19 protein-coding genes and 1 pseudogene are annotated in these 20,112 nt (G+C 69.6%); 11 read left to right on the forward strand and 9 right to left on the reverse strand.

The window, feature by feature from the left end; all coding sequences use genetic code 11:
• Positions 1 to 83 precede the first annotated feature (83 nt).
• Positions 84 to 1,133: a LacI family DNA-binding transcriptional regulator gene (locus LDL49_RS14625; RefSeq protein WP_225291574.1), complete on the forward strand. Its 1,050-nt coding sequence runs from the start codon at positions 84 to 86 to the stop codon at positions 1,131 to 1,133.
• Here LDL49_RS14625 and LDL49_RS58355 read toward each other — a convergent pair.
• The gene (locus tag LDL49_RS58355) at positions 1,130 to 2,950 is read right to left on the reverse strand and encodes a glycoside hydrolase family 43 protein (RefSeq protein ID WP_308016121.1); all 1,821 of its coding nucleotides are present in this window, start codon (positions 2,948 to 2,950) and stop codon (positions 1,130 to 1,132) included. The two genes, LDL49_RS14625 and LDL49_RS58355, sit on opposite strands and share 4 nt — an antisense overlap.
• Positions 2,951 to 3,086: 136 nt before the next feature.
• Between LDL49_RS58355 and LDL49_RS14645 the strand changes: the two genes are divergently transcribed.
• From LDL49_RS14645 to LDL49_RS14665, 5 genes are all read left to right on the forward strand, one after another.
• Positions 3,087 to 4,454, forward strand: a complete 1,368-nt coding sequence (locus LDL49_RS14645; RefSeq protein WP_225291575.1) for an ABC transporter substrate-binding protein — start codon at positions 3,087 to 3,089, stop codon at positions 4,452 to 4,454.
• A gap of 74 nt (positions 4,455 to 4,528) precedes the next feature.
• Positions 4,529 to 5,455: a carbohydrate ABC transporter permease gene (locus LDL49_RS14650; RefSeq protein ID WP_225291576.1), complete on the forward strand. Its 927-nt coding sequence runs from the start codon at positions 4,529 to 4,531 to the stop codon at positions 5,453 to 5,455.
• Positions 5,452 to 6,351, forward strand: coding sequence for a carbohydrate ABC transporter permease (locus LDL49_RS14655; RefSeq protein ID WP_225291577.1), 900 nt, complete (start codon positions 5,452 to 5,454; stop codon positions 6,349 to 6,351). Before LDL49_RS14650 ends, LDL49_RS14655 begins: the two co-directional genes overlap by 4 nt.
• Positions 6,352 to 6,358: 7 nt before the next feature.
• The gene (gene yicI, locus LDL49_RS14660) at positions 6,359 to 8,608 is read left to right on the forward strand and encodes an alpha-xylosidase (RefSeq protein WP_225291578.1); all 2,250 of its coding nucleotides are present in this window, start codon (positions 6,359 to 6,361) and stop codon (positions 8,606 to 8,608) included.
• A 25-nt stretch (positions 8,609 to 8,633) separates the two neighbouring features.
• A complete protein-coding gene (locus LDL49_RS14665; RefSeq protein WP_225291579.1) occupies positions 8,634 to 10,076 on the forward strand; it encodes a GH1 family beta-glucosidase in 1,443 nt (480 codons plus the stop codon).
• Positions 10,077 to 10,166: 90 nt separating this feature from the next.
• On the opposite strand, the pseudogene LDL49_RS14670 reads toward LDL49_RS14665, so the two are convergent.
• A pseudogene (locus tag LDL49_RS14670) lies at positions 10,167 to 10,981 on the reverse strand (helix-turn-helix transcriptional regulator).
• Between the two features lie 110 nt (positions 10,982 to 11,091).
• Entirely contained in the window at positions 11,092 to 12,372 is a 1,281-nt protein-coding gene (locus LDL49_RS14675; protein WP_225291580.1) for an MFS transporter, read from the reverse strand.
• A gap of 165 nt (positions 12,373 to 12,537) precedes the next feature.
• Here LDL49_RS14675 and LDL49_RS58360 point away from each other — a divergent pair, with 165 nt between their 5' ends.
• Positions 12,538 to 12,999, forward strand: coding sequence for a CGNR zinc finger domain-containing protein (locus LDL49_RS58360; RefSeq protein ID WP_225291581.1), 462 nt, complete (start codon positions 12,538 to 12,540; stop codon positions 12,997 to 12,999).
• A 34-nt stretch (positions 13,000 to 13,033) separates the two neighbouring features.
• Here LDL49_RS58360 and LDL49_RS14685 read toward each other — a convergent pair whose 3' ends face one another.
• Positions 13,034 to 13,831, reverse strand: coding sequence for an alpha/beta hydrolase (locus tag LDL49_RS14685; RefSeq protein ID WP_225291582.1), 798 nt, complete (start codon positions 13,829 to 13,831; stop codon positions 13,034 to 13,036).
• A 122-nt stretch (positions 13,832 to 13,953) separates the two neighbouring features.
• On the opposite strand from LDL49_RS14685, the gene LDL49_RS14695 reads away from it, so the two are divergent.
• Positions 13,954 to 14,553 (forward strand): DUF2218 domain-containing protein, encoded by a 600-nt coding sequence (locus LDL49_RS14695; RefSeq protein ID WP_263655045.1) that lies wholly within the window; start codon positions 13,954 to 13,956, stop codon positions 14,551 to 14,553.
• Between the two features lie 20 nt (positions 14,554 to 14,573).
• Here the strand turns inward: LDL49_RS14695 and LDL49_RS14700 are convergent, their stop codons facing one another.
• On the reverse strand, positions 14,574 to 15,152 hold the full coding sequence (locus LDL49_RS14700) for a TetR/AcrR family transcriptional regulator (protein WP_225291583.1): 579 nt from the start codon (positions 15,150 to 15,152) through the stop codon (positions 14,574 to 14,576).
• A gap of 148 nt (positions 15,153 to 15,300) precedes the next feature.
• Positions 15,301 to 15,534 carry a cation transporter gene (locus LDL49_RS14705; protein WP_225291584.1) on the reverse strand — a complete coding sequence of 78 codons (234 nt, stop codon included), beginning with the start codon at positions 15,532 to 15,534 and terminating at the stop codon, positions 15,301 to 15,303.
• A 239-nt stretch (positions 15,535 to 15,773) separates the two neighbouring features.
• On the opposite strand from LDL49_RS14705, the gene LDL49_RS14710 reads away from it, so the two are divergent.
• Positions 15,774 to 16,700 (forward strand): helix-turn-helix transcriptional regulator, encoded by a 927-nt coding sequence (locus LDL49_RS14710; RefSeq protein ID WP_225291585.1) that lies wholly within the window; start codon positions 15,774 to 15,776, stop codon positions 16,698 to 16,700.
• A gap of 26 nt (positions 16,701 to 16,726) precedes the next feature.
• Here LDL49_RS14710 and LDL49_RS14715 read toward each other — a convergent pair whose 3' ends face one another.
• The 3 genes from LDL49_RS14715 to LDL49_RS58365 form a co-directional block, all read right to left on the reverse strand.
• Entirely contained in the window at positions 16,727 to 17,581 is an 855-nt protein-coding gene (locus LDL49_RS14715; protein ID WP_225291586.1) for an alpha/beta fold hydrolase, read from the reverse strand.
• Positions 17,582 to 17,691: 110 nt separating this feature from the next.
• Positions 17,692 to 17,913 carry a hypothetical protein gene (locus LDL49_RS14720; RefSeq protein WP_225291587.1) on the reverse strand — a complete coding sequence of 74 codons (222 nt, stop codon included), beginning with the start codon at positions 17,911 to 17,913 and terminating at the stop codon, positions 17,692 to 17,694.
• Between the two features lie 84 nt (positions 17,914 to 17,997).
• Entirely contained in the window at positions 17,998 to 18,600 is a 603-nt protein-coding gene (locus LDL49_RS58365) for a CGNR zinc finger domain-containing protein (RefSeq protein WP_225291588.1), read from the reverse strand.
• Between the two features lie 110 nt (positions 18,601 to 18,710).
• On the opposite strand from LDL49_RS58365, the gene LDL49_RS14730 reads away from it, so the two are divergent.
• Together LDL49_RS14730 and LDL49_RS14735 are read left to right on the forward strand one after the other, a co-directional pair.
• Positions 18,711 to 19,163: a VOC family protein gene (locus LDL49_RS14730; protein ID WP_225291589.1), complete on the forward strand. Its 453-nt coding sequence runs from the start codon at positions 18,711 to 18,713 to the stop codon at positions 19,161 to 19,163.
• Positions 19,164 to 19,222: 59 nt separating this feature from the next.
• Complete coding sequence (locus tag LDL49_RS14735) at positions 19,223 to 20,107, forward strand: pyridoxamine 5'-phosphate oxidase family protein (protein ID WP_225291590.1); 885 nt, start codon at positions 19,223 to 19,225, stop codon at positions 20,105 to 20,107.
• Positions 20,108 to 20,112 lie beyond the last annotated feature (5 nt).

Genomic DNA, 20,112 nt, shown 5'->3' on the forward strand with positions numbered 1-20,112 from the left:
GGCCGGAGTGCGCGGCGGGTATGACACGATCGACCTGACACCGGGCAGGCCAGGGCGTCGTGGTGGAAACTGGAGTGAAGGACATGAACCGGGCACCAGGCATGGTGGATGTGGCACGCGAAGCCGGCGTGTCGCACGTCACCGTCTCCCGCGTCCTGAACGATCATCCTTCGGTCCGGCCGGAGACCAGGGCCCGGGTCGAGGCCGCCATCGAGAAGCTCGGCTACCGCCGTAACAGCGTGGCCCGCGCGCTCAAGAGCCGCCGGTCCTCCACGATCGGCGTGGTCCTGGCCGGCGCCGAGCTGTACGAGCTGCCCCGCGTCCTGCGCGGCGTGCAGGCCGCGGCGCAGCGGGCCGGATACTGGCTCAACCTGGCCGCCTGGCAGGGCGGCACCACCAGAGACCTGACCGAGACGCTGCAGCGGCTCACCGACCAGGCGGTGGAGGCCATCGCGGTCATCGCCGACCGGCCCATGGTGATGGACGCCCTGGCCGACATCGTCACCGGCGTGCCCATGTCGGTGATCATGTCCGGCAACGTGCCCAACCCGGATGTCGGCTTCGTCGAGCTCGACCAGGAGCTCGGCGCGCGGCTGGCCGTACGCCACCTGCTGGAGCTCGGGCATCGCCACATCGTTCATCTGACCGGCGCGCTGCGTACCTTCGACGCCCGAGAGCGCGTCGAGGGCTGGCGGGCCGCGCTGGCCGAGACGCCGGACGCCCACGGCGAGCTGTTCGAGGGCGACTTCACCGGCAACAGCGGTTACCGGCTGGCCCACTACCTCGTCACCCGCCGGACGGGCGAGCTGCCGACGGCGATCTTCGCCGGCAACGACCAGGTGGCCATGGGGGTGCTGGCCGCCTTCGCCGAACTCGGTGTGAAGGTGCCCGGCGACATCTCGCTCGTCGGGTTCGACGACATCGCCGGTGCGGCCTACCTGGTGCCCGCGCTCACCACCGTCCGCCAGGACTTCGTCGGTCTCGGGGAGCGGTCCATCCAGCAGGTGCTGCGCATGATGAAGGGTGAGCCGGCCTCCTCCGAGCGGATCGCCCCCGAGCTCGTGGTCCGGCGCAGCACGGCACCGCCCCGGCCACCGCGCCAGCCGGGCCGCAGTCCCGGGCACGCCGGCTAGCCCGCCGTCTGCGGCATGCTGGTCTGCCGCACGCTGGTCTGCCGCACGCTCGTCTGCTCGGCCTGGGGCTGGTAGTCGAACCAGCGGGCGTACGCCCGTCCGTCGCTAGAGCGGCCGTTGCTGGTCGCGTACAGACCGAGGTAGACCCCCACGAACCCGCCCGCCCGCTCGGTGCTCAAGGAGGACCGCTCGACACCGCCCAGGCTGATCCATTCGCCGGCGCCGGGGTCCTTGAGGCGAAAGGCGTAGCGGGTCTCGTCTCCCTCGACGGCCAGCACCACCTCGCCCGTCGCCACCGGTACGGAGGCCAGGCGGCTGCTCGTGCCGGCCTGCCGTACGGTCAGCACCACCTGGGCCCTCCCATCGGCGTCCACGGTCAGGGCGAGTGTGGCGTGGTGGTCCTGGTTCTGGAAGACGGCGAGTCCGGCCTCTTCCGCCGGATGCGCCGCGGAGAAGCTGATGTGCGTCCGCGCGTCGAAGCGGACATGCTGCTGGCGCCGGCCGAGGAAGGTGGGCACGCCGGTGGAGCCGAGCGACTCGGCGGCGAGGACGAGGCCGAGGCCGCCCCCGCCGGCCGAGGGGCTGACGCGGTCGTCGACAGGGCCCCGGAGGCTGTTCCACTCCAGCCCCAGCACCGGCGCGTCGAACCGCACCCGGCCCGCCCCCACGGCGGCCCCCTCGCGCAGCCCGGCAGAGGCAGCATCACCCGCCCCCGCGAAGACGCCATCGTCCAGCCCCACGGAAGCACCATCACCCAGCCCGGCAGAGGCGCCATCACCCGACCCCGTGGAGGCGCCATCGTCCAGCCCCACGGAAGCACCATCACCCAGCCCGGCAGAGGCGCCATCACCCGACCCCGTGGAGGCGCCATCGCCCGGCTGCCCTGCGGTGGCGATCGACGGCAGCCGTTCCGACAGCCGCACCCCGCCCGTCTCTGGGGCGAAGACCGGTCCGTGGGCTCCCCAGGTGACGGGCACCAGGAACACCTCGCGGCCCAGCGTGTGCGTGCCCTCGATCGGCCGGACCCCGAGCGCCACGGCCCAGGTCTCGCCGTCGGGGGTGTCCACCAGGTCGACGTGCCCGACGTTCTGGACCGGCTCGGCCGAGCCGCGGTGCCGGTGGGTCAGCAGCGGGCTGCGCGGATCGGTGACGTACGGGCCGGTAACGGCGCTGGAGCGTGCCGCGGTGACGCTGTGGTTACTCTCGGTGCCGCCTTCGGCGGCGATCAGGTAGTACGCGCCGTCACGCTTGTACAGATGGGGCGCCTCCACCCACGCCCCGCGTACGGCGCCGTGCCACAGCACGTGGGTCGGTCCGACGAGCTTGAGCCGGTCGAGGTCGAGCTCGCGCATCCACAGCTCGCCGGGGCCGCCGCCGGCCGGCTGGACGGCGTCCCGGCAGGCGGTGAACCAGCACCGGCCGTCGTCGTCGAAGAACAGCGACGGGTCGATGCCCTCGGCCTCCAGCGGCACCGGATCCGACCACGGCCCGGCCGGGTCGTCGGCGGTGACGACGAAGGTGACGCTGCCCTGCCGGTTTCTGGCCAGGGTGGAGACCACGTAGAACCTGCCGTCGTGGTGGCGGATGGTCGGCGCCCAGATGCCGTCGGAGACGTCCAGACCCTCCAGCGACAGCGGGCTCGGCCGGTCGAGCACGTGCGTGAGCTGCCGCCAGCTCACCAGATCCCGGCTGTGGAACAGGGGAATGCCCGGGAAGTAGGCGAATGACGAGGTGACCAGATAGAAGTCCTCACCGGCTCGGCAGATCGACGGGTCCGGATAGCAGCCGGGCAGAACCGGGTTGCGGAAGGTGGGCACGGGGGTGGACTCCGAAGCTGTGTCGGCTCTGTTACGAGCAGGGGGCTTGACAGGATGACAACGTTAACATCAGGTTAGTTCCCAACGCACGACCCGGCATTCCGCCGTGGTGCACCACCCGTCCGAGGAGATCGTCATGACCCCACCGAGCCCCCGCCCGCCCCGCCCGGGCCGTCGCTGGACGATGGCCGCCGCGCTCGCGGTCGCCCTGACGGCGACTGTGGCCGCCTGCTCGTCCGCGGACACGCCCTCCTCGGGCACCCCGGGCACCTCGGGCACCGAGGCCGCCAAGGGCCCGGTCACGCTCCAGGTCTGGACCTGGAACCTCAAGGGCAACGATCCGCGGGCCAAGGCGATCATCGACAAGTACCACCAGGAGAACCCGAACGTCACCATCAAGCTGTCGGAGGTCGGCGGCACCGCCGACACCGCCTCCAAGCTGCTGGCCGCCGACCAGGCCGGCGACACCCCCGACGTGGCGCAGGTGGAGTACCGCGGCCTGCCCGCCCTGGTGGTGGCCGGAGTCGTCAAGGACATCACCGCCGACGTGGCCGCCCTCAAGTCCGGCATCGAGCCCAACATCTGGGCCCTGACCACCTTCAACAACCAGGTCTACGGCGTGCCCCAGGACATCGGGCCGATGATGTTCACCTACCGCAAGGACCTGTTCGACAAGTACGGCGCCAAGGTCCCCACCACCTGGGCCGAGTACGCCAAGGCGGCCGAGCAGATCCACAAGAAGGACCCCGAGGCCTACATCGCCAGCTTCTCCGCCGCCCAGCTGGAGTTCTTCGCCGCGCAGGCCGCCCAGGCCGGCGCCCAGTGGTGGAGCAACGACGGCAAGGCCTGGAAGGTCGGCATCGACAGCGAGCCGTCGCTGAAGACCGCCGACTTCTGGGAGGACCTCGTGAAGCGGGACCTGGTCAAGGTCGAGCCGCTGCTCACGCCGGAATGGAACGCTCAGGTCAACGACGGCAAGCTCCTGAGCTGGGCCGCCGCCGCCTGGGCCCCCAATGTGATCCACTCGGTGGCGCCCGACACCGCCGGCAAGTGGGAGTCGGCGCCGCTGCCGCAGTGGACGGCCGGCGACCCCGCCGTCCCGTTCCTGGGCGGCTCCGCCTTCCTGGTGCCGGCCAAGTCCAAGCACGCCAAGGAGGCCGCGGCCTTCGCCGCCTGGCTCGGCGCCTCCGACGAGGGCTCCAAGCTGCAGCTCTCCCTCGACATCTACCCCGGCGGCAACGCGGGACGCCAGGCGACCCTGAGCCACGAGCCGCCCAAGCTGATGCCGCAGCAGAAGGACTTCTACCAGGTCGCCGACCAGGTGATCAAGAACACCACCATCCCGGTGACCTGGGGACCCAACGTGAACGTGTCGCAGACCGCCTTCGGAGACGCGCTCAACAAGGCCGCGCTCAACAAGACCTCCTTCCGCGAGGTATACAAGGCCACGCAGCAGGCCGTCGTCGCCGACCTGCAGAAGTCCGGCTACACCGTGACCAAGTGACCGGCTGCACCGTCGCCACGTAAGACGCCGAGGGCCCGTCGGGGCCCTCGGTTCGACCCCATCCTGGACGTCTCATGACCGCCAACCCCGCCGGCCGCCGCCCGCGCCTGCGCAGTGCCGCCACCCCGTGGCTGTTCGCCACGCCCGCGATCGTGTTGTTCACCCTGTTCCTGATCATCCCGATCGGTTACGCGATCTATCTGAGCTTCCGCGGCTTCCGCATCGACGGTGGCGGCGCGTTCGGGCGGCGTGTGCAGACCTTCGTCGGCTTCGACAACTATCTCGCCGCGCTCACCGATCCCGAATATGTCGCCGGGCTCGGCCGGGTGCTGCTCTACGGCCTCTTCTCCATTCCCAGTGTGCTGGGCCTGGCGCTGCTGTTCGCGCTGCTGCTGGACACCCCCAGGGTGCGGGCGCGCGGCTTCACGCGTACCGCGATCTTCCTGCCGTACGCGGTGCCCGGCGTCATCGCCAGCCTCCTGTGGGGCTTCCTCTACCTGCCCAGCACCAGCCCGCTCAACTACCTCGCCAAGCAGTTGCACGCCGGGCCGCTGGACTTCTTCAGCTTTCCCACCCTGTACTTCTCCCTGGCCAACATCGCGCTGTGGTCCGGCGTCGGCTTCAACATGATCATCATCTTCACGTCGCTGCGAGCCATCCCCACCTCCATCTACGAGGCGGCCCGCATCGACGGGGCCAGCGAGCTGCAGATCGCCTGGCGCATCAAAATCCCCCTGGTCGCGCCCGCGCTCGTGCTCACCGGGCTGTTCTCCGTGATCGGCACCCTGCAGTTGTACAGCGAGCCGGCCACACTGCGGCCGATGTCGACCACCATCAGCTCCACCTGGGTGCCGCTGATGAAGATCTATCAAGAGGCGTTCATGAACGACAACCTCGGCGGGGCCGCCGCCGCCTCCGTCGTCCTGGCCCTGGGCATCCTCGTCCTGTCCATGCTGCTGCTGCGCTTCTTCCAGCGCCGTACCTTCGGGGACAACGCATGAGCGCCACCCTCCAGGCCGCGCCCCGCACCGGCGACCGCCAGTTCCGCCGGCGCCGCCGCTCGGGTGCGGCGCGGCGGCCGCGGCTGGCGCTGATCGTGCTGCTGCTCGGCGCGCTCTACTGTCTGGCCCCCGTGATCTGGGTGGTCGCCGCCGCCTCGAAGACCTCGCGCGAGTTGTTCACCACCTTCTCCTTCGCTCCCGGCAGCGGGTTCTTCGACAACCTCGCCAACCTGAGCGCCTACGGGGACGGCCAGTTCTGGCAGTGGGGGCTCAACTCCCTGCTGTACGCCGGTCTCGGCGCGGTCCTGTCCACGCTGGTGTCGGCCATGGCCGGTTATGCCCTGGCCAAGTTCCGCTTCCGCGGCAGCCAGGTCCTGTTCTCGGCGATCCTCGCCGGTGTGCTGGTGCCCGGCATCGTGCTGGCCGTCCCGCAGTATCTGCTCATGGCCGCCGTCGGCCTGGCCGGGACCTACTGGTCCGTACTCCTGCCGGTGATCATCAACCCGTTCGGCATCTTCCTGTGCCGGGTCTTCGCCAACGCCGCGGTCCCCCAGAGCACGCTGGAAGCGGCCCGCCTGGACGGCGCCGGCGAGTTCCGCATCTTCGGCACCATCGTGCTGCCCATGATGACGCAGGGGCTGGTGACGGTGTTCCTGCTGCAGTTCGTCGGCATCTGGAACAACTTCCTGCTGCCCTTCATCATGCTCTCCGACCAGGACAAATACCCCATCACCCTCGGCCTGTACACGTTCATGGGCAAGGGCGCGGGCGACGGCGACCTGTACTCGCTGGTCATCATGGGCTCGGCCGTGTCCGTGATCCCGCTGATCATCCTCGTCCTGGTCCTGCAGCGCTTCTGGCGCGCCGACCTGCTCGCCGGCGGAATGAAGGGTTGATCCACTGATGAAGTTCACCGACGGTCTCTGGCAGCTGCGTCCCGGCGTCACCGCCCTGTACGCCGCCGAGGCCCATGACATCTGGGCGGAGGACGGGACGGTCACCGTGACCGCGCCCACCACCGTCATCCACCGCCGGGGCGACACGCTCAACCGGCCGGTCCTGTCGCTGACCCTGTCGTCACCGCTGCCGGACGTGATCCGCGTACGCGTCGACCACCACGTGGGAGGAGGCGAGGAACGTGGCTTCGAGCTGCTCGGCGCCGAGGACGGCCACGGCGTCGTCAAGGCCGACGACACGCACGGGGCGACGCTCACCAGCGGCGCGCTGAGCGCGACCATCGCGCCCGGAGCCCCGTGGAACCTGTCCTTCCACGGCGACGGACGCCCGCTGACCTCCAGCGGCCACAAATCCATCGGCTACTTCCGGCTCGCCGACGACGCGCACGTCGATCCGGCGCCGGTCGGCGCCGCCCGTTCCTCCGCCCACCTCGCCCAGCAGCTCTCGCTCGGCGCGGGCGAGGCGGTCTACGGGCTGGGGGAACGCTTCGGCCCGCTGGTCAAGAACGGCCAGACCGTGGAGATCTGGAACGCCGACGGCGGGACCTCCTCCGAGCAGGCGTACAAGAACGTGCCGTTCTACCTGACCAGCCGCGGATACGGCGTCTTCGTCAACCATCCCGGGCATGTCTCGTACGAGATCGGGTCGGAGGCGGTGCAGCGGGCGCAGTTCTCGGTCGCGGGAGAGAGCCTCGAGTACTTCGTGATCTACGGGCCGACGCCCAAGCGGATCCTCGAACGCTACACCGCGCTCACCGGCCGTCCGGCCCGCCTGCCCGCCTGGTCCTACGGCCTGTGGCTGTCGACCTCGTTCACCACCGACTACGACGAGCGGACGGTGAGCTCGTTCATCGACGGCATGGCCGAGCGCGACCTGCCGCTGTCGGTCTTCCACTTCGATTGCTTCTGGATGCGCGAGTTCAACTGGTGCGACTTCGCGTGGGACCCGCGCGTCTTCCCCGACCCCGAAGGCATGCTCGCCCGCCTGCGCGCGAAGGACCTGCGGGTCTGCGTGTGGATCAACCCCTACATCGCCCAGCGCTCGCCGCTGTTCGCCGAGGCCGCCGAGCGGGGCTCCCTGCTGAAGCGTCCCGACGGGTCGGTCTGGCAGTGGGACCTGTGGCAGCCCGGCATGGGGCTGGTCGACTTCACCGATCCCGAGGCGACGCGGTGGTTCCAATCGAAGCTGCGCGCGCTTCAGATTCAGGGAGTCGACGCTTTCAAAACCGACTTCGGGGAGCGCATCCCGCTCGACGTCGCCTATTTCGACGGCTCCACGCCCGAACGGATGCACAACCTCTACACCCACCTCTACAACACGGCCGTCTTCGAGGTGCTGGAGGAACAGCGCGGTCAGGGCGAGGCGGTGCTGTTCGCGCGGTCGGCGACCGCCGGCGGCCAGCGGCTGCCGGTCCACTGGGGCGGCGACACGGGGTCGAGCTACGAGTCCATGGCGGAGACCCTGCGCGGCGGCCTGTCGCTCGCGTTCTCCGGCTTCTCCTTCTGGAGCCACGACATCGGCGGCTTCGAGGGCACCCCGGATCCCGGCGTCTTCAAGCGCTGGGTAGCCTTCGGGCTGATGTCCTCCCACTCGCGGTTCCACGGCTCCTCGTCTTACCGCGTGCCCTGGGCCTTCGACGAGGAGGCGGTCGAGGTGACCCGGCTGTTCACGAAGCTCAAGCTCCGCCTGATGCCGTACCTGTTCCAGGTGGGCGTCCAGGCCCACGAGACCGGAACGCCCGTGATGCGGCCCATGGCGATGGAGTTCCCCGAGGATCGCAACGTCGCCCACCTCGACACCCAGTACATGCTGGGCCCCGACCTGCTCATCGCACCGGTCTTCAGCCCGGACGGTACGGTCGAGGTCTACCTACCGGACGGCACGTGGACGAACCATCTGACAGGCGAGCGCGTCGAGGGCGGACGCTGGCGCACCGAGACGCACGGCTTCACCTCGATGCCGATCTACGTACGCGAAGGCGCTGTCCTGCCCATCGGGGCCAGGGACGACCGGCCGGACTACGACTACCTCGACGGGCTGACCCTGCGCGTGTATCCGGGACCGGACGGCGAGACCACCCTCACGGTCACCGACCAGGCCTCCGGCGAGTCCACGCCGTTCACCATCACCCGCTCCGGCGGCCAGGTCTCGATCTCCTCCTCCCGCACCTCCGGCTGGACCTACGAACTCGCCTGACGGCGCCACGAAACGAGGACCCTGCATGACGCCCAACCGCGACGACTACCGCGAATCCGGCCTGACCTTCCCCGCCGGCTTCCTCTTCGGCTCCGCCACCGCCTCGTACCAGATCGAAGGCGCGGCCACCGAGGACGGACGCGGGCCGTCCATCTGGGACACCTTCTCCCGCACGCCCGGCAAGGTGTGGAACGGCGACACGGGAGACGTGGCCGACGACCACTACCACCGCCTCGAAGAGGATCTCGACCTCATGAGCGAGCTCGGGCTGGAGGCCTACCGCTTCTCTATCGCCTGGCCGCGCATCCAGCCCACCGGTCGCGGCCCGGCCAACCCGAAGGGGCTGGACTTCTACGGCCGCCTCGTCGACGGTCTCCTCGCCCGCGGGATCACCCCCGTCTCCACCCTCTACCACTGGGACCTGCCCCAGGCACTCGAGAACGAGGGCGGCTGGACCGACCGCCGGACGGCGTACGCCCACGCCGACTACGCCCGTATCGTCGGCGAGGCGCTGGGCGACCGTGTCGCCGTATGGACGACCCTCAACGAGCCCTGGTGCTCGGCCTACCTCGGCTACGGCTCGGGCGCGCACGCACCCGGCCGCACCGACGGGGCCGCGGCCCTCGCGGCCGTGCATCACCTCAACCTGGCGCACGGCCTGGCCGTCCGGGAGCTGCGGCAGGTGGTCACCAACGCGCCCCAGTACGCGATCACGCTCAACTTCCACGTCCTGCGGGGCGAGGGCGACGGCGGCGAGGAGGCCGTACGCCGCATCGACGCCCTGGCCAACCGCGCCTTCACCGGGCCGCTGCTGCGCGGCGAGTACCCGGCCGACCTGCTCAAGGACACCGCCGGCGTCACCGACTGGTCGTTCGTCCACGAAGGTGACCTAGCCGTCATCAACCAACCGCTCGACCTGCTCGGCGTCAACTACTACTCGACCACGACCGTGCGTCTCTGGGACGGCGTGAGTCCGCGGCAGAGCAACGACGGCCACAAGGACATGGGCGGCTCGCCCTGGCCGGGGGCCGACCAGGTGGAGTTCGTCGAACAGGCCGGACCGTACACCGACATGGGCTGGAACATCGATCCGGGCGGGCTGGAGGAGCTCCTTCTGCACCTGCACGCCGAATTCCCCGGGCAGGCCCTCATCATCACGGAGAACGGCGCGGCCTTCCCGGACGAGCTCATTGTCGAGGCGGACGGGACGCGAGCCGTTCACGACGCTCGGCGCACCGACTATCTCCGGCGCCACTTCGTGGCCGCCCACCGGGCGCTCCAGAGCGGCGTCGACCTGCGCGGGTACTTCGTGTGGTCCCTCATGGACAACTTCGAGTGGGGCTACGGCTACTCCAAGCGGTTCGGCATCGTGCACGTCGACTACGACACGCTGCGGCGTACCCCGAAGGACAGCGCGCACTGGTACCGCGACCTCATCACCGGCCGCACCATCCCGGCGCTGCCGTGACCTGACGGGCTTCCCCCACGGAAGGGCATGGCCTCGACCTGTTCAACCGCCTGCGGGCGGTTGAACAGGTCGAAAGTGCGCGCGGACCGTTCAATCGGTCGAGAGTGCGCGCGGGCGGGAATCCGTCTCCTGCGAGACCGCCCAGGACGCGAGCAGGCGCAACGCCTGCTCGGATGGCGAGCCGGGTTCGGCGGCGTAGATGGTGAGGGTGAGGCCGGGTTCCGCCGCCATCTCCAGGCCCTCGTAGGCGAGGGTGAGCCGGCCTACGACGGGGTGGTGGAAGGTCTTCATGCCGGTGCCGTGGTGGCGGACGTTGTGGGCGCTCCACCGTCCGCGGAACTCGTCGCTGCGTGTCGACAGCTCGCCGACCAGGTCGTGCAGCTCTTTGTCGTGCGGGTTTCGACCGGCTTCGGTACGGAGGATGGCGACACAGGTATCCGCGAAAAGCCCCCAGTCCGGATAGAACCGGTGGGCGTTGTCGTCGAGGAAGGTGAACCGGGCGAGGTTCGGCGGCCGGTGTGGCCCGGCGTAGACGTCGGCGTAGAAGGCTCGCGCGAGTCGGTTGGCGGCCAGGACGTCCATCCGGCCGTTGCGGACGAACGCGCACCCGCGATCGCACTCGTTCCGTCCGCGGCCCGCGCCAGGTCGAACAGATGCGCCCGCTCCGCCTCGTCGAGCTGGAGTGCCCGGCAGACGGCTTCCAGCACGCCGGCTGACACTCCGGCGAGGGCGCCTCGCTCGAGTTTCGAGTAGTACTCGATGCTCACGTCGGCCAGGGCGGCGACCTCGCCGCGCCGGAGCCCCGGGACCCGGCGGTTGGTGCCGGCGGGCAGTCCGGCCTGCTCCGGCGTGATCTTGGCGCGCCGCGAGACGAGGAACTCGCGGACTTCTTGACGATTGTCCACTCTTCGACCTTACGCCCCACAGCCCCTGGACCGGGATGCTCTCCCAGTACACCTTTCAGCAGGAACCCCTGGTCAGGGCCGGTTTGAGCTTCCTAAACCCTGGGGAGCGCTCATCCGCCTGCTCCACGGCTTCCGGGTTCTGACCTCTCCCCCAGGCCGGTGACATGTTCTTCGACATCGACGACGCCGCGCGCAGCCGAGGGTGTGGGGCGGAAGACGGTGGCGATGAGGACCGCGCCTGCCAGGGCGGCCGCAGCCGCGGCGACGAAGGCCGCGGCCCCGCTGTCGTAGGGGCCGGTCAGGCGGCCGGCGATGGCGGTGCCCAGGCCGTAGCCGGTCCACATGAAGGTGTTGAGCCAGGCGAAGACCTCGGTGCGGTAGCGGGCGGGTGCGTGGTCGGCGAGCAGGACGGGGTGCACCGCGTCGCGCGGCCCGGTCACCAGCCCAATGATGGCGATCAGTACGGCGAGGGCCGCGAACCCCGAGGCGAGGACGCCGCCGAGCAGCACGGCGGCTTCGGCGACCGACAGCAGGATGAGCAGACGGCGGCCGGTGACGGGCCAGGCACGGGCGCCGTAAGCGAGGGTACCGGCCAGGGCGCCTGCCGACAGCAGGCCCATCAGCACCCCAGCGGAGGCGGTCGAGCCGAAGCCGGTGGCCGCGGCCACTGTGGCGATGCGCAGACAGCCGAAGGAGAAGGTGCCGCAGGCGGCGATGACCAGCAAGGTGAGGGTGGGGTGGTGGGTGAGCGGTCCGGCCAGCCGGCCCAGTAGGGACCCGCTCTCCGGAGGTTCCGCCTGCGTCGGCGGGGTCTGCCGTACCACCCTGGAGCCGAGTAGCAGCGCCGTGCCCACCAGGAGGGCCGCGCCCGCCGCGACCACCACACCGTGGGCCGGCATCGCCAGGATCAGGACAGGCACGAGCAGGGGGCCGACGATGAACATCAGTTCGTTGATGGCGTTGTCCACCGCGTAGGCGGCGGGCAGGGAGGCGGCCGGCACCAGGTGCGGCCAGGCGCCTCTGATGACGGCCCCGGCGGGCGGGGTGGTAGCGCCGAGGAGCACCGCGGCGCCGACCATCATGACCGTCTCGGTTCGCAGAGTGAGCAGGAGCAGGGCGTAGGCGATCGTGTGGGCGACCAGGTAGCCGGCCGATGTGGCCCGGGGGCCGAGCCGGTCGGCCAGCCGGCCGCCCAGCGGTGCGAACAGGGCCAGTGCGAGGGCGTGACCGGTGAGTACGAGCCCGGCCATGGCGTAGGAACCGAGCCGGTCGAGCGCCGCCAGGAGGAGCGCGAGGCTGAGCACTGGTGTGCTCAGCTTGACGACCAGGTCCACGATGACCAGGTAGGGGACGCCTGGATGGGTCAGCAAGTGGCGATAAGGCGTGAACACGACAGCTCCGTTACCATCTAATTGGATTACGCCTATGACACACGAAAGGGTGTTACTGGTCAAGTGGAAATAGCCTGTAACGTAACTAGGCAAGCGCCACTGATCGCCGAACTGGTCAACCTGGCGACGGCGCGCCGTCGAGGTGGCACGCAGGCGGGGTTGCCGGTGGGCGAAGAGCTCGTCGCGGCGTTCGCGGCGGAGCTCGGCGACGCCTCCCGGGCGGCCCTGAGTGCCGTCCCGGATGCTGGGGCGCGCCTGGCCGAATTGGCCGTCCAGCTGCGGGAGGCGCTGCTGGCCGAGCGGCCTTCGGACCAGGCCGCGCGCATCAACGCCATGATCCGCCGGTACGGCGCGCAGCCGTACCTCGTGGAGGATGTAGGTCAGCCGTTCCACCTGCACTTCCACGGCTCGGGCGGCACTCAGGTGGAGGCGTTGGGCGGCGAGTTCGCCACGGCGCTGGCGCTGATCGTGGACGGCTACGGGCCGGGCCGGTTCGGGCAGTGCCAGGCGCACCAGTGCGAAGCCGTCTACATCGACCTGACCCGCAACGGCTCGCGCCGTTACTGCGGTGCCGCGTGCACCGCTCGCGCCAAGACGGCCGCCTACCGCACGCGCCGCCAAAGCTGACGTCTGGCGGGACCCTTTTGAGCCGCCGCTCGGTTCAGGGCGCGGCGTGGGCGAAGGTACGGATGAGCTCTGTGGCGAAGGCGGGGGCGTCGGTGATGAATCCGATGTGCCCACCGGGTAGCTCGGCCACGTCTCTGGCCAGGCGCCTGCCCAGCTCCAGGGTCGCCTCGTAGCACGGGCGCCCCTGCGATCGGCGGCCGGCCGCCGGGATGACGCGGTCGGCGTACGAGGCGAGCGCGGCGAGATCCACGGGCGCGGGCGGGTACTGGCGCAGCTCGTGCTCGAACCAGTAGGCGGCGTTGGCGTCGTTCCTGGGGGCGCCGGCCATGTGCTGGTGATCCGACGGCGCGAACGTCCGCTCTCTGAATACCTTCATCGCCGGCTCGACCCCTTCTCGCAGGTAAAGGTCGTAGACCCCGGAGAAGAAATCCGCCCACGTGTCGCCCGCACGGAGCAGCCGCAGGGCGGGCGGCTCGTACGGGATGAGCGTGCGCACCACGGACGGGTGACGGGCGAGGAGTTCCAGGGCGACGGTCGCCCCCGAGCTGGCGCCGAAGACGATCGCCGGACCGGCGCTCAGGTGCTCGATCAGACGCCGTGCGTCGTCGGCATCGGTTCCCAGGCGACGGTCGTAGTCCTGGGGACCGTCGAGATGACTCCGGGAGAAGCCGCGGCGGTCGTAGACGACGACGGTATGCCGCGTGGCCAGCCGCGGGATGAGCGCCCGGTAGACGTCGGCCACCCCGGGCGCTCCCGTGATCAGGACCATCACGGGGCCGCTGCCATGGGTCTCGTAGTAGAGGCGGGCCCCTGGGACTTCGAGAGTGCTCATGCGATGTGGACTCCTCGCCGGCTCAACGGTTTTGCGATACATAGTGTATATATCAGATTCATCTTGTTCACTTGGAGAGACAGAGTGGTCGCTCACCAGGATCTGATCTCGAAAGGACGGCCATGCAAAGCGCCGAAGCTCACATCACGACCGACCGTGCCAGCCGCTACCTCGTCCAGCTCTGCCGCCATGCCGGCCAGATGGGCCATGGCCTGCCCGCCGACCGCGGCCATGGTCCTCACCCGGGCGGCGATAGGCCCAAGGACGTCCAAACAGAATGGTCCGCTACCGAGGGGACCATCAGCCTCGACTGGGGCATCTGCACCCTGCGCGCAACACCAGAAGGGTTGACCCTGCGTGTCGAGGCCGTGGACGAGGACCGGCTGCAGCGCATCCAAGCCATTCTCACCAGGAACCTCACCAGAATGGGCAGACGCGACGCCCTGACCGTGGACTGGCGCCGCCCCGACGGAACCACCGCCCCCGTCCCAGCCACGACCCCGCCGCGCCGGAGCCGTCACCTCACGCTCGGCCTCGCAGTGGCCGCCGTCCTGGCCGTGGCAGTACACGCGGGCCTGGCAGTCGGCGTACTGGCGATCCCGCAGTGGGCAGGGCTGGGCACGGACGCCGTCCTAGCGATCATCCTGGTGATGGTTCTGGCCAAGGCCGGCCTCGTTGTCGCCCACCTCCGCCGCCGCCGTACCTCCGCCAAAGCCCACTGAGCAGAAGTGGCGGAATCAGCTCAGCGCGGTCGCAGCCCGGCCAAGGTCACCGTGACGAGCCGCTGGACGGCGGCCTCCGAGGGCAAGACGGTCGCCGCCTCCAGCGCGTGCAGGCAGAACAGGACCAGTTCGTCCGCCGGCACGTCGTCGCGAACCTGACCGGCCCGGCCGGCATCGGCGAGCGCGTCGCGCAGCATGGCGTGCAACCGCTGCTGAGCCTGGCCGACCTCCTCGGACCGGTGCAGGAGCGCGACGAGATCGGGCGCGAACCCGTGCCGGGCCATCCGCTGATGCATCAGGGCGTACGTCTCCAGCATGGCCTCGAGCCGCCGCCCGGCGTCGCCCTCACGCTCCCCGGCCTGGGCGAGATGCTCCAGATGTCCGGCGACCATACGGCCGTGCCAGGCCAGCAGGATCGCCTCGACGTCAGGGAAGTACTTGTACAGCGTCGCCCGGCCGATACCGGTCTTCTCGGCGATCTGCGACATCGTCACCGCCAAGAGCCCTCGCCCCCGCACCAGCTCCACGGTGGCGTCCAGGATCGCACCATGCACGGTCCGGCGGTGCGCCTCGATCGTCTCGTTCCACAGCTTCGGCACCTGGCCAGTGTACGAACCGACGGCCTCGATACATACCGTCGGGCAAAGGACACATCGTCGTAGGGTGGCGATCCCGCAGGCCGGATGGGCCCGCTCGCGCCGGTCCGTATCGGCGGGGACCACCGCCGATACGGACCGACGCGGCACATCACCTTTCCACGACGTCGCAACCGGCCGCTTCCATGGCGGCCCGCACTTCAAGCTCGCTCACGGGGCCGTCGGTCAGGATGCTCACCCGGGATTCCGCCGGATCGACGTCCACACCCACGACTCCCGGCACCTGGATGAGCTCCGCCTTGACGGCGCTAAGACAGTGCTCGCACGTCTCCGGCGACAAGCCGGTGACGCAGTAGGCGACAAGGCTGTACGCAACGGTGATCAATGGGATTCCTCCTCGTTCGCGGCGATGACGTTTCGCCTCACTCACCGATCGTGCTGCAGGCCAGGGCGCCTGTGGAGGGTCGGAAAGCTTCCGAAGTAGGACATGGCGGAGATCAGACTTCTTTGCTGACAAAGGTGCCGATATGCCAATGTTCAGCATTGATCCAGCATGAAGGGAGTCAGGTGGACATCGGGGCATTTTCCGGGGATGACGGTGTTACCCGCTCTCTGTACGCCCGCATGCGCCAGGAAGGCGAGTCGCTTTCCGAGGCCGCGGAGAAGCTGAGCCTGACCGCGGCGGACATCGACCGGGCCCGCGACGAGCTCACCCGGCTCCACCTGCTGAACCCGGAGACACAGGCCGCCGCCGACCTGACCGCCGCGCTCAATCGCAGCCTGCGAAGCAGCCATCGCATGCTCGACAATCTCGTCGAGCAGCACGTCAAGATCGCCACACTGGCCAAGCACTACCTCGGCCGGCCGGAGCGGACGGACAACCACGCCAACATTGAGTATTTCCCCTGGCCCGACCACCGCCGGCAACTCCACGACCGGCTCAGCGAGCTGTCCGAACTGGCCGAACACGAGGTGCTCGGCATGCACCCGATCGCTGCCTGGACACGTGAATCTCTCGACGCGGGCCTGGCGCGCAGCGCGGCGAACCTCCGTAACGGCGTACAGGTGCGGAGCCTGCACGCTCAGATCGCCATGTCGAACCCGCTGATCCGCGAGTACACGGTGCGGTGGCGGGAGCTGGGCATGGAGATACGCGTCACCCCGGTGATCCCCACACGCATGGTCATCTACGACCGCACCACCGCCGTCGTCCAGGCCGACCCTGAAGCCCTGGACGACGGCACCATCCTGATCCGAGACGCCCGCGTGGTGAAATCCCTCGCGGCGATCTACGACTACTGCTGGACGACCGCCTCCGAGCCCGAGGACGTGCCCCGCTCCCCCGACGGCTCCTCACTCACCGAACAACAGCGCGCGGTGCTGCGCATGCTGGCCGCCGGCATGAAGGACTCCGCCATCGCCCGCGGCATGGGCGTCTCCACACGTACCGTCACCCGCGTGGTGGGCGAGCTGACAGTGCTGCTGGGAGCGGGCAGCCGCTTCCAGGCAGGCGTCCGAGCGGCCCGGCTCGGCTGGCTCGACACCCACTGACCGGCTCCCGGCCTCAGCAAGGGAACTCAGCGGTCCGGCCCGGTGGAGTCCGCGGTCGTACCCGCTAGAAAGCGGATGAGCAGTCCGCCGGTCTCCTCCGGGCAGTCGTCGTGGAGTGAGTGTCCGCCACCCGAAACGATGTGAGCTTCCGCCTGGGGCAGGCGTGCGGCGAACCGCTTGGTAAGGCTCGCCGGGAAGTAGCGGTCCCGGTCGCCCCACAGCAGCAGGACGGGAGCCCGTACCAGATGGAGATCCCTTTCGGTGGCCGCCCAGCTCACTGAGCGTTCCACCCGCAGGACGTCGTCGAGCCGGGACGATCGCATCGTGCGTACGAGGTCGTCGATCCGGCCCTCGGGAACACGGTCTCGATGGGCGAAGGACTTGATCAGCATGTGCCGGACCGAGGGCCTCAGCAACCGGTGGAGGACCAGTTCGCCGACGACCGGGAGCCGGGCGAGGCGGAATTCCCACGCGTCCTCGACATCCAGGCCCCCGGGAGCGATCAAGGCCAGGCGGGTCACGGCATCCGGGTGGAGTTCGGCGAAGCGCAGGGCGAAGCCGCCGCCCCATGAATGACCGACGATCGCCGTACGAGCGACGCCGACCGCCTCGAGAAAGTCCCCGATGAGCCGCGCCACCCCGTCCGTCCCCACGCAGAGGCTACGGTCAAGGATCTCTGTGGAGCCCTGTCCAGGCGGGTCCAGGGCATAGACCGTGTGGTGCCGGGAGAGGACCGGGATCAGGTCTTGGAAGGTGAACCGCCAGCCACCGGCTCCCGGCAGGAGGAGGACAGGCGGACCGCTGCCGGCTCGCGCGTAGTGAAAGCGAGCCAGGGCCGTCTCCGCGACCGCCTCCACGGCTCCGGCGGCATCGCTCGGCATCGCGCCAGGCATGGATCGCCCACTACTTTCGTCAACTGACACGGACCCTCCGGTAGGCCATTAACTCGAACACTGATGTTCAAGTTAATGATAGGGCAGACCCATCCTGCCTACGAGCCCAGATCGAGCCGGCCGGTCACCTGCCTGTCCACCCGGTCGCGCGCCTCGGCCATGCGCTTGACGGCGTCGACGAGTCGCGCCGGCGCGGCGGCGAAGTTGAGGCGGACGAACCCGTGTCCAGGCGGGCCGAACCTGGCACCGGAGGAGAGCCCGATCTTGCCGTGCCGGAGGAAGGCGTGCGGGGTATATAGCGGGTCAGTACTACACCCCACCCCTGTATATAGAAAAGGGTCAGCGCGGGCGGCTCCGGCTGCTCGATCGGCACCAGGCCGGCAATGCGCCCGGGACCATGACGCTCACCCCTCGGACCGCTGCCGCACCTTGGCGTAGTGACGGGCGGCTCGCGCCCGGTTGCCACAACCGGCTGAGCACCATTCGCGCCGCGCGGTGTCGCGGACGAAGTACAGCACACAGCCCGGGCCATGGCAGGCGGACAACTGCTCGCGCAGCGGCCCGGCGAACAGGTCGACGGCGTCTTCGGCCAGTGCGGCGAGGGCGGCGGCTACCGGGCGGCCCGCGGCGCGCACCGTCGTGTGCGGCTCGGGGGTGGTACGCAACTCGCGCCAGCGCGGGGTCTGCCCGGCATGACGGTTGAGGGTCGCGACCACGTCCGAATCGGGTTCACGGTCGTCCACGGCTGCGGCCGCGAGGTCTCGGACAGCGTCTCGGAGCTCTCTGGCAAGGCGCAGGTCACCGTCGGTCACACCCAGGATGTCGGCATCGGCGAGTGCGACCGGGAGGCGTGGGCGCATGTCGCGCAGCCACGCCGCCAGGTGCTCGACGCTCTGCAAGCCATCCTTGCGGCGGCCTCGCACCGCGTACGTGGTGTTGCCGAGTTCGATGGACGGCGGTTCACCAAGGAGCGGAGCGCCGCCATCCGTGAGGTGTGCCACTTCCACCCTTCTAACGCTATCGCCAGCTTGACACCGTTACAAACCACGCGCCATATTCTAATGGTCTACTAACCGGAAAACCGTAAGAAATGCCGCGACTCCCCTGGAGATCCCGTATGAGCACACCGGCCCTGCAGACCGGGCACGTCGGCCTGAACGTGACCGATCTGCCGCGTTCCATCGCCTTCTACCGCCGGGTCTTCGACTTCGAGGTCATGAGCGAGCGGACCGACGGCGACCGCAGGTTCGCCTTCCTCGGCCGTGACGGCACCCTGCTGGTCACGTTGTGGCAGCAAAGCAGCGATACGTTCGCCACCGACCGGCCCGGCCTGCACCACCTGTCGTTCCAGGTCCCCGACATCGAGGCGGTTCGGCGCGCCGAGGCCACATTGCGGGAGCTCGGCGTGGAGCCGGCCTATGACGGGATCGTCCCGCACGGCGAGGACGCGTCCTCCGGCGGTGTCTTCTTCACCGACCCGGACGGCATCCGCCTGGAGATCTATGCGCCGAGCGGCGCCGACACCGCACCCGCGCCCACACAGGGCGCACCGACGTGCGGCTTCTTCTAACAGATGCACCTGCGCCCGGGCCGCCGCGGCCTGGGCGCAGGTGACGGAAAGGATCGCCCATGCTTCACCAAGGCGAACGCGCGGTACAGCGCCGCGCCGGTCTGACCGCCGACGGCTGGGGATCAGCCGGCGTGCGTGCGACCATCCCCCCGGTGGCGGCGGAGTTCCTCAGCAGGCAGCGCCTGCTGGTGCTCGCGGCCGCCGACGAGACCGGCGCCGCCTGGGCAAGCGTGCTCACCGGCCCGCCCGGCTTCGCCACCGCCCCCGATGACCGCACCGTCATCGCCGACCACCTCCCCGGCATCGGTGATCCGCTCGCGGACCTCTTCGACACCGAGCGGCCGGTGGGCCTGCTCATGATCGAGCCGGCCACCCGGAGAAGGATGCGGGTCAACGGCCGGGCCCGCCGGCACGGAGACCAGCTCCTGGTACGCACCGAACAGGTGTACGCCAACTGCCCGAAATATATCCAGACCCGCGCCTACGTCGACGACTCGCCCTCCGCGAGCAGGACAGCACTCGTCGCCGGCGAACTCACCACCGGTCAACAGCAGTGGATCGCCGCGGCCGACACGTTCTTCGTCGGCACGTATGCGGCGGGGCTCGGGGCCGACGCCTCACACCGCGGCGGCAACCCCGGCTTCGTCACGGTGACCGGCAGCCGCCGGCTGACCTGGCCCGACTACGTCGGCAACTCGATGTACATGACATTGGGCAACCTCGAGCTCGAACCGCGCTGCGGGCTGCTGTTCCCGGACTGGGAGAACGGCCACACCCTGCACCTGACCGGCCGCGCCCGCATCGACTGGGACCCGGACCGGGCGGCGGCGGTGCCTGGCGCGCAACGGCTGATCGACTTCGACGTCGAAAGGGTCATCGAGATCGCCGGTGGCATCCCCCAACGGTGGTCCTTCGACGAATACTCCAGGTTCAACCCCGCCTGAACGTC

This window comes from Nonomuraea aurantiaca (assembly GCF_020215705.1).
In the GTDB taxonomy this organism is placed as follows: domain Bacteria; phylum Actinomycetota; class Actinomycetes; order Streptosporangiales; family Streptosporangiaceae; genus Nonomuraea; species Nonomuraea aurantiaca.

Coding starts and splice junctions, on each gene's coding strand:
- LDL49_RS14695 (WP_263655045.1), top strand. CDS start 13,954: ATGCAAAGCGCCGAAGCTCACATCACGACCGACCGTGCCAGCCGCTAC.
- LDL49_RS14650 (WP_225291576.1), top strand. CDS start 4,529: ATGACCGCCAACCCCGCCGGCCGCCGCCCGCGCCTGCGCAGTGCCGCC.
- LDL49_RS14710 (WP_225291585.1), top strand. CDS start 15,774: ATGCGCCAGGAAGGCGAGTCGCTTTCCGAGGCCGCGGAGAAGCTGAGC.
- LDL49_RS14735 (WP_225291590.1), top strand. CDS start 19,223: ATGCTTCACCAAGGCGAACGCGCGGTACAGCGCCGCGCCGGTCTGACC.
- LDL49_RS14665 (WP_225291579.1), top strand. CDS start 8,634: ATGACGCCCAACCGCGACGACTACCGCGAATCCGGCCTGACCTTCCCC.
- LDL49_RS14645 (WP_225291575.1), top strand. CDS start 3,087: ATGACCCCACCGAGCCCCCGCCCGCCCCGCCCGGGCCGTCGCTGGACG.
- LDL49_RS14685 (WP_225291582.1), bottom strand. CDS start 13,831: ATGAGCACTCTCGAAGTCCCAGGGGCCCGCCTCTACTACGAGACCCAT.
- LDL49_RS14625 (WP_225291574.1), top strand. CDS start 84: ATGAACCGGGCACCAGGCATGGTGGATGTGGCACGCGAAGCCGGCGTG.
- LDL49_RS14655 (WP_225291577.1), top strand. CDS start 5,452: ATGAGCGCCACCCTCCAGGCCGCGCCCCGCACCGGCGACCGCCAGTTC.
- LDL49_RS14730 (WP_225291589.1), top strand. CDS start 18,711: ATGAGCACACCGGCCCTGCAGACCGGGCACGTCGGCCTGAACGTGACC.
- LDL49_RS14715 (WP_225291586.1), bottom strand. CDS start 17,581: ATGCCGAGCGATGCCGCCGGAGCCGTGGAGGCGGTCGCGGAGACGGCC.
- yicI (WP_225291578.1), top strand. CDS start 6,359: ATGAAGTTCACCGACGGTCTCTGGCAGCTGCGTCCCGGCGTCACCGCC.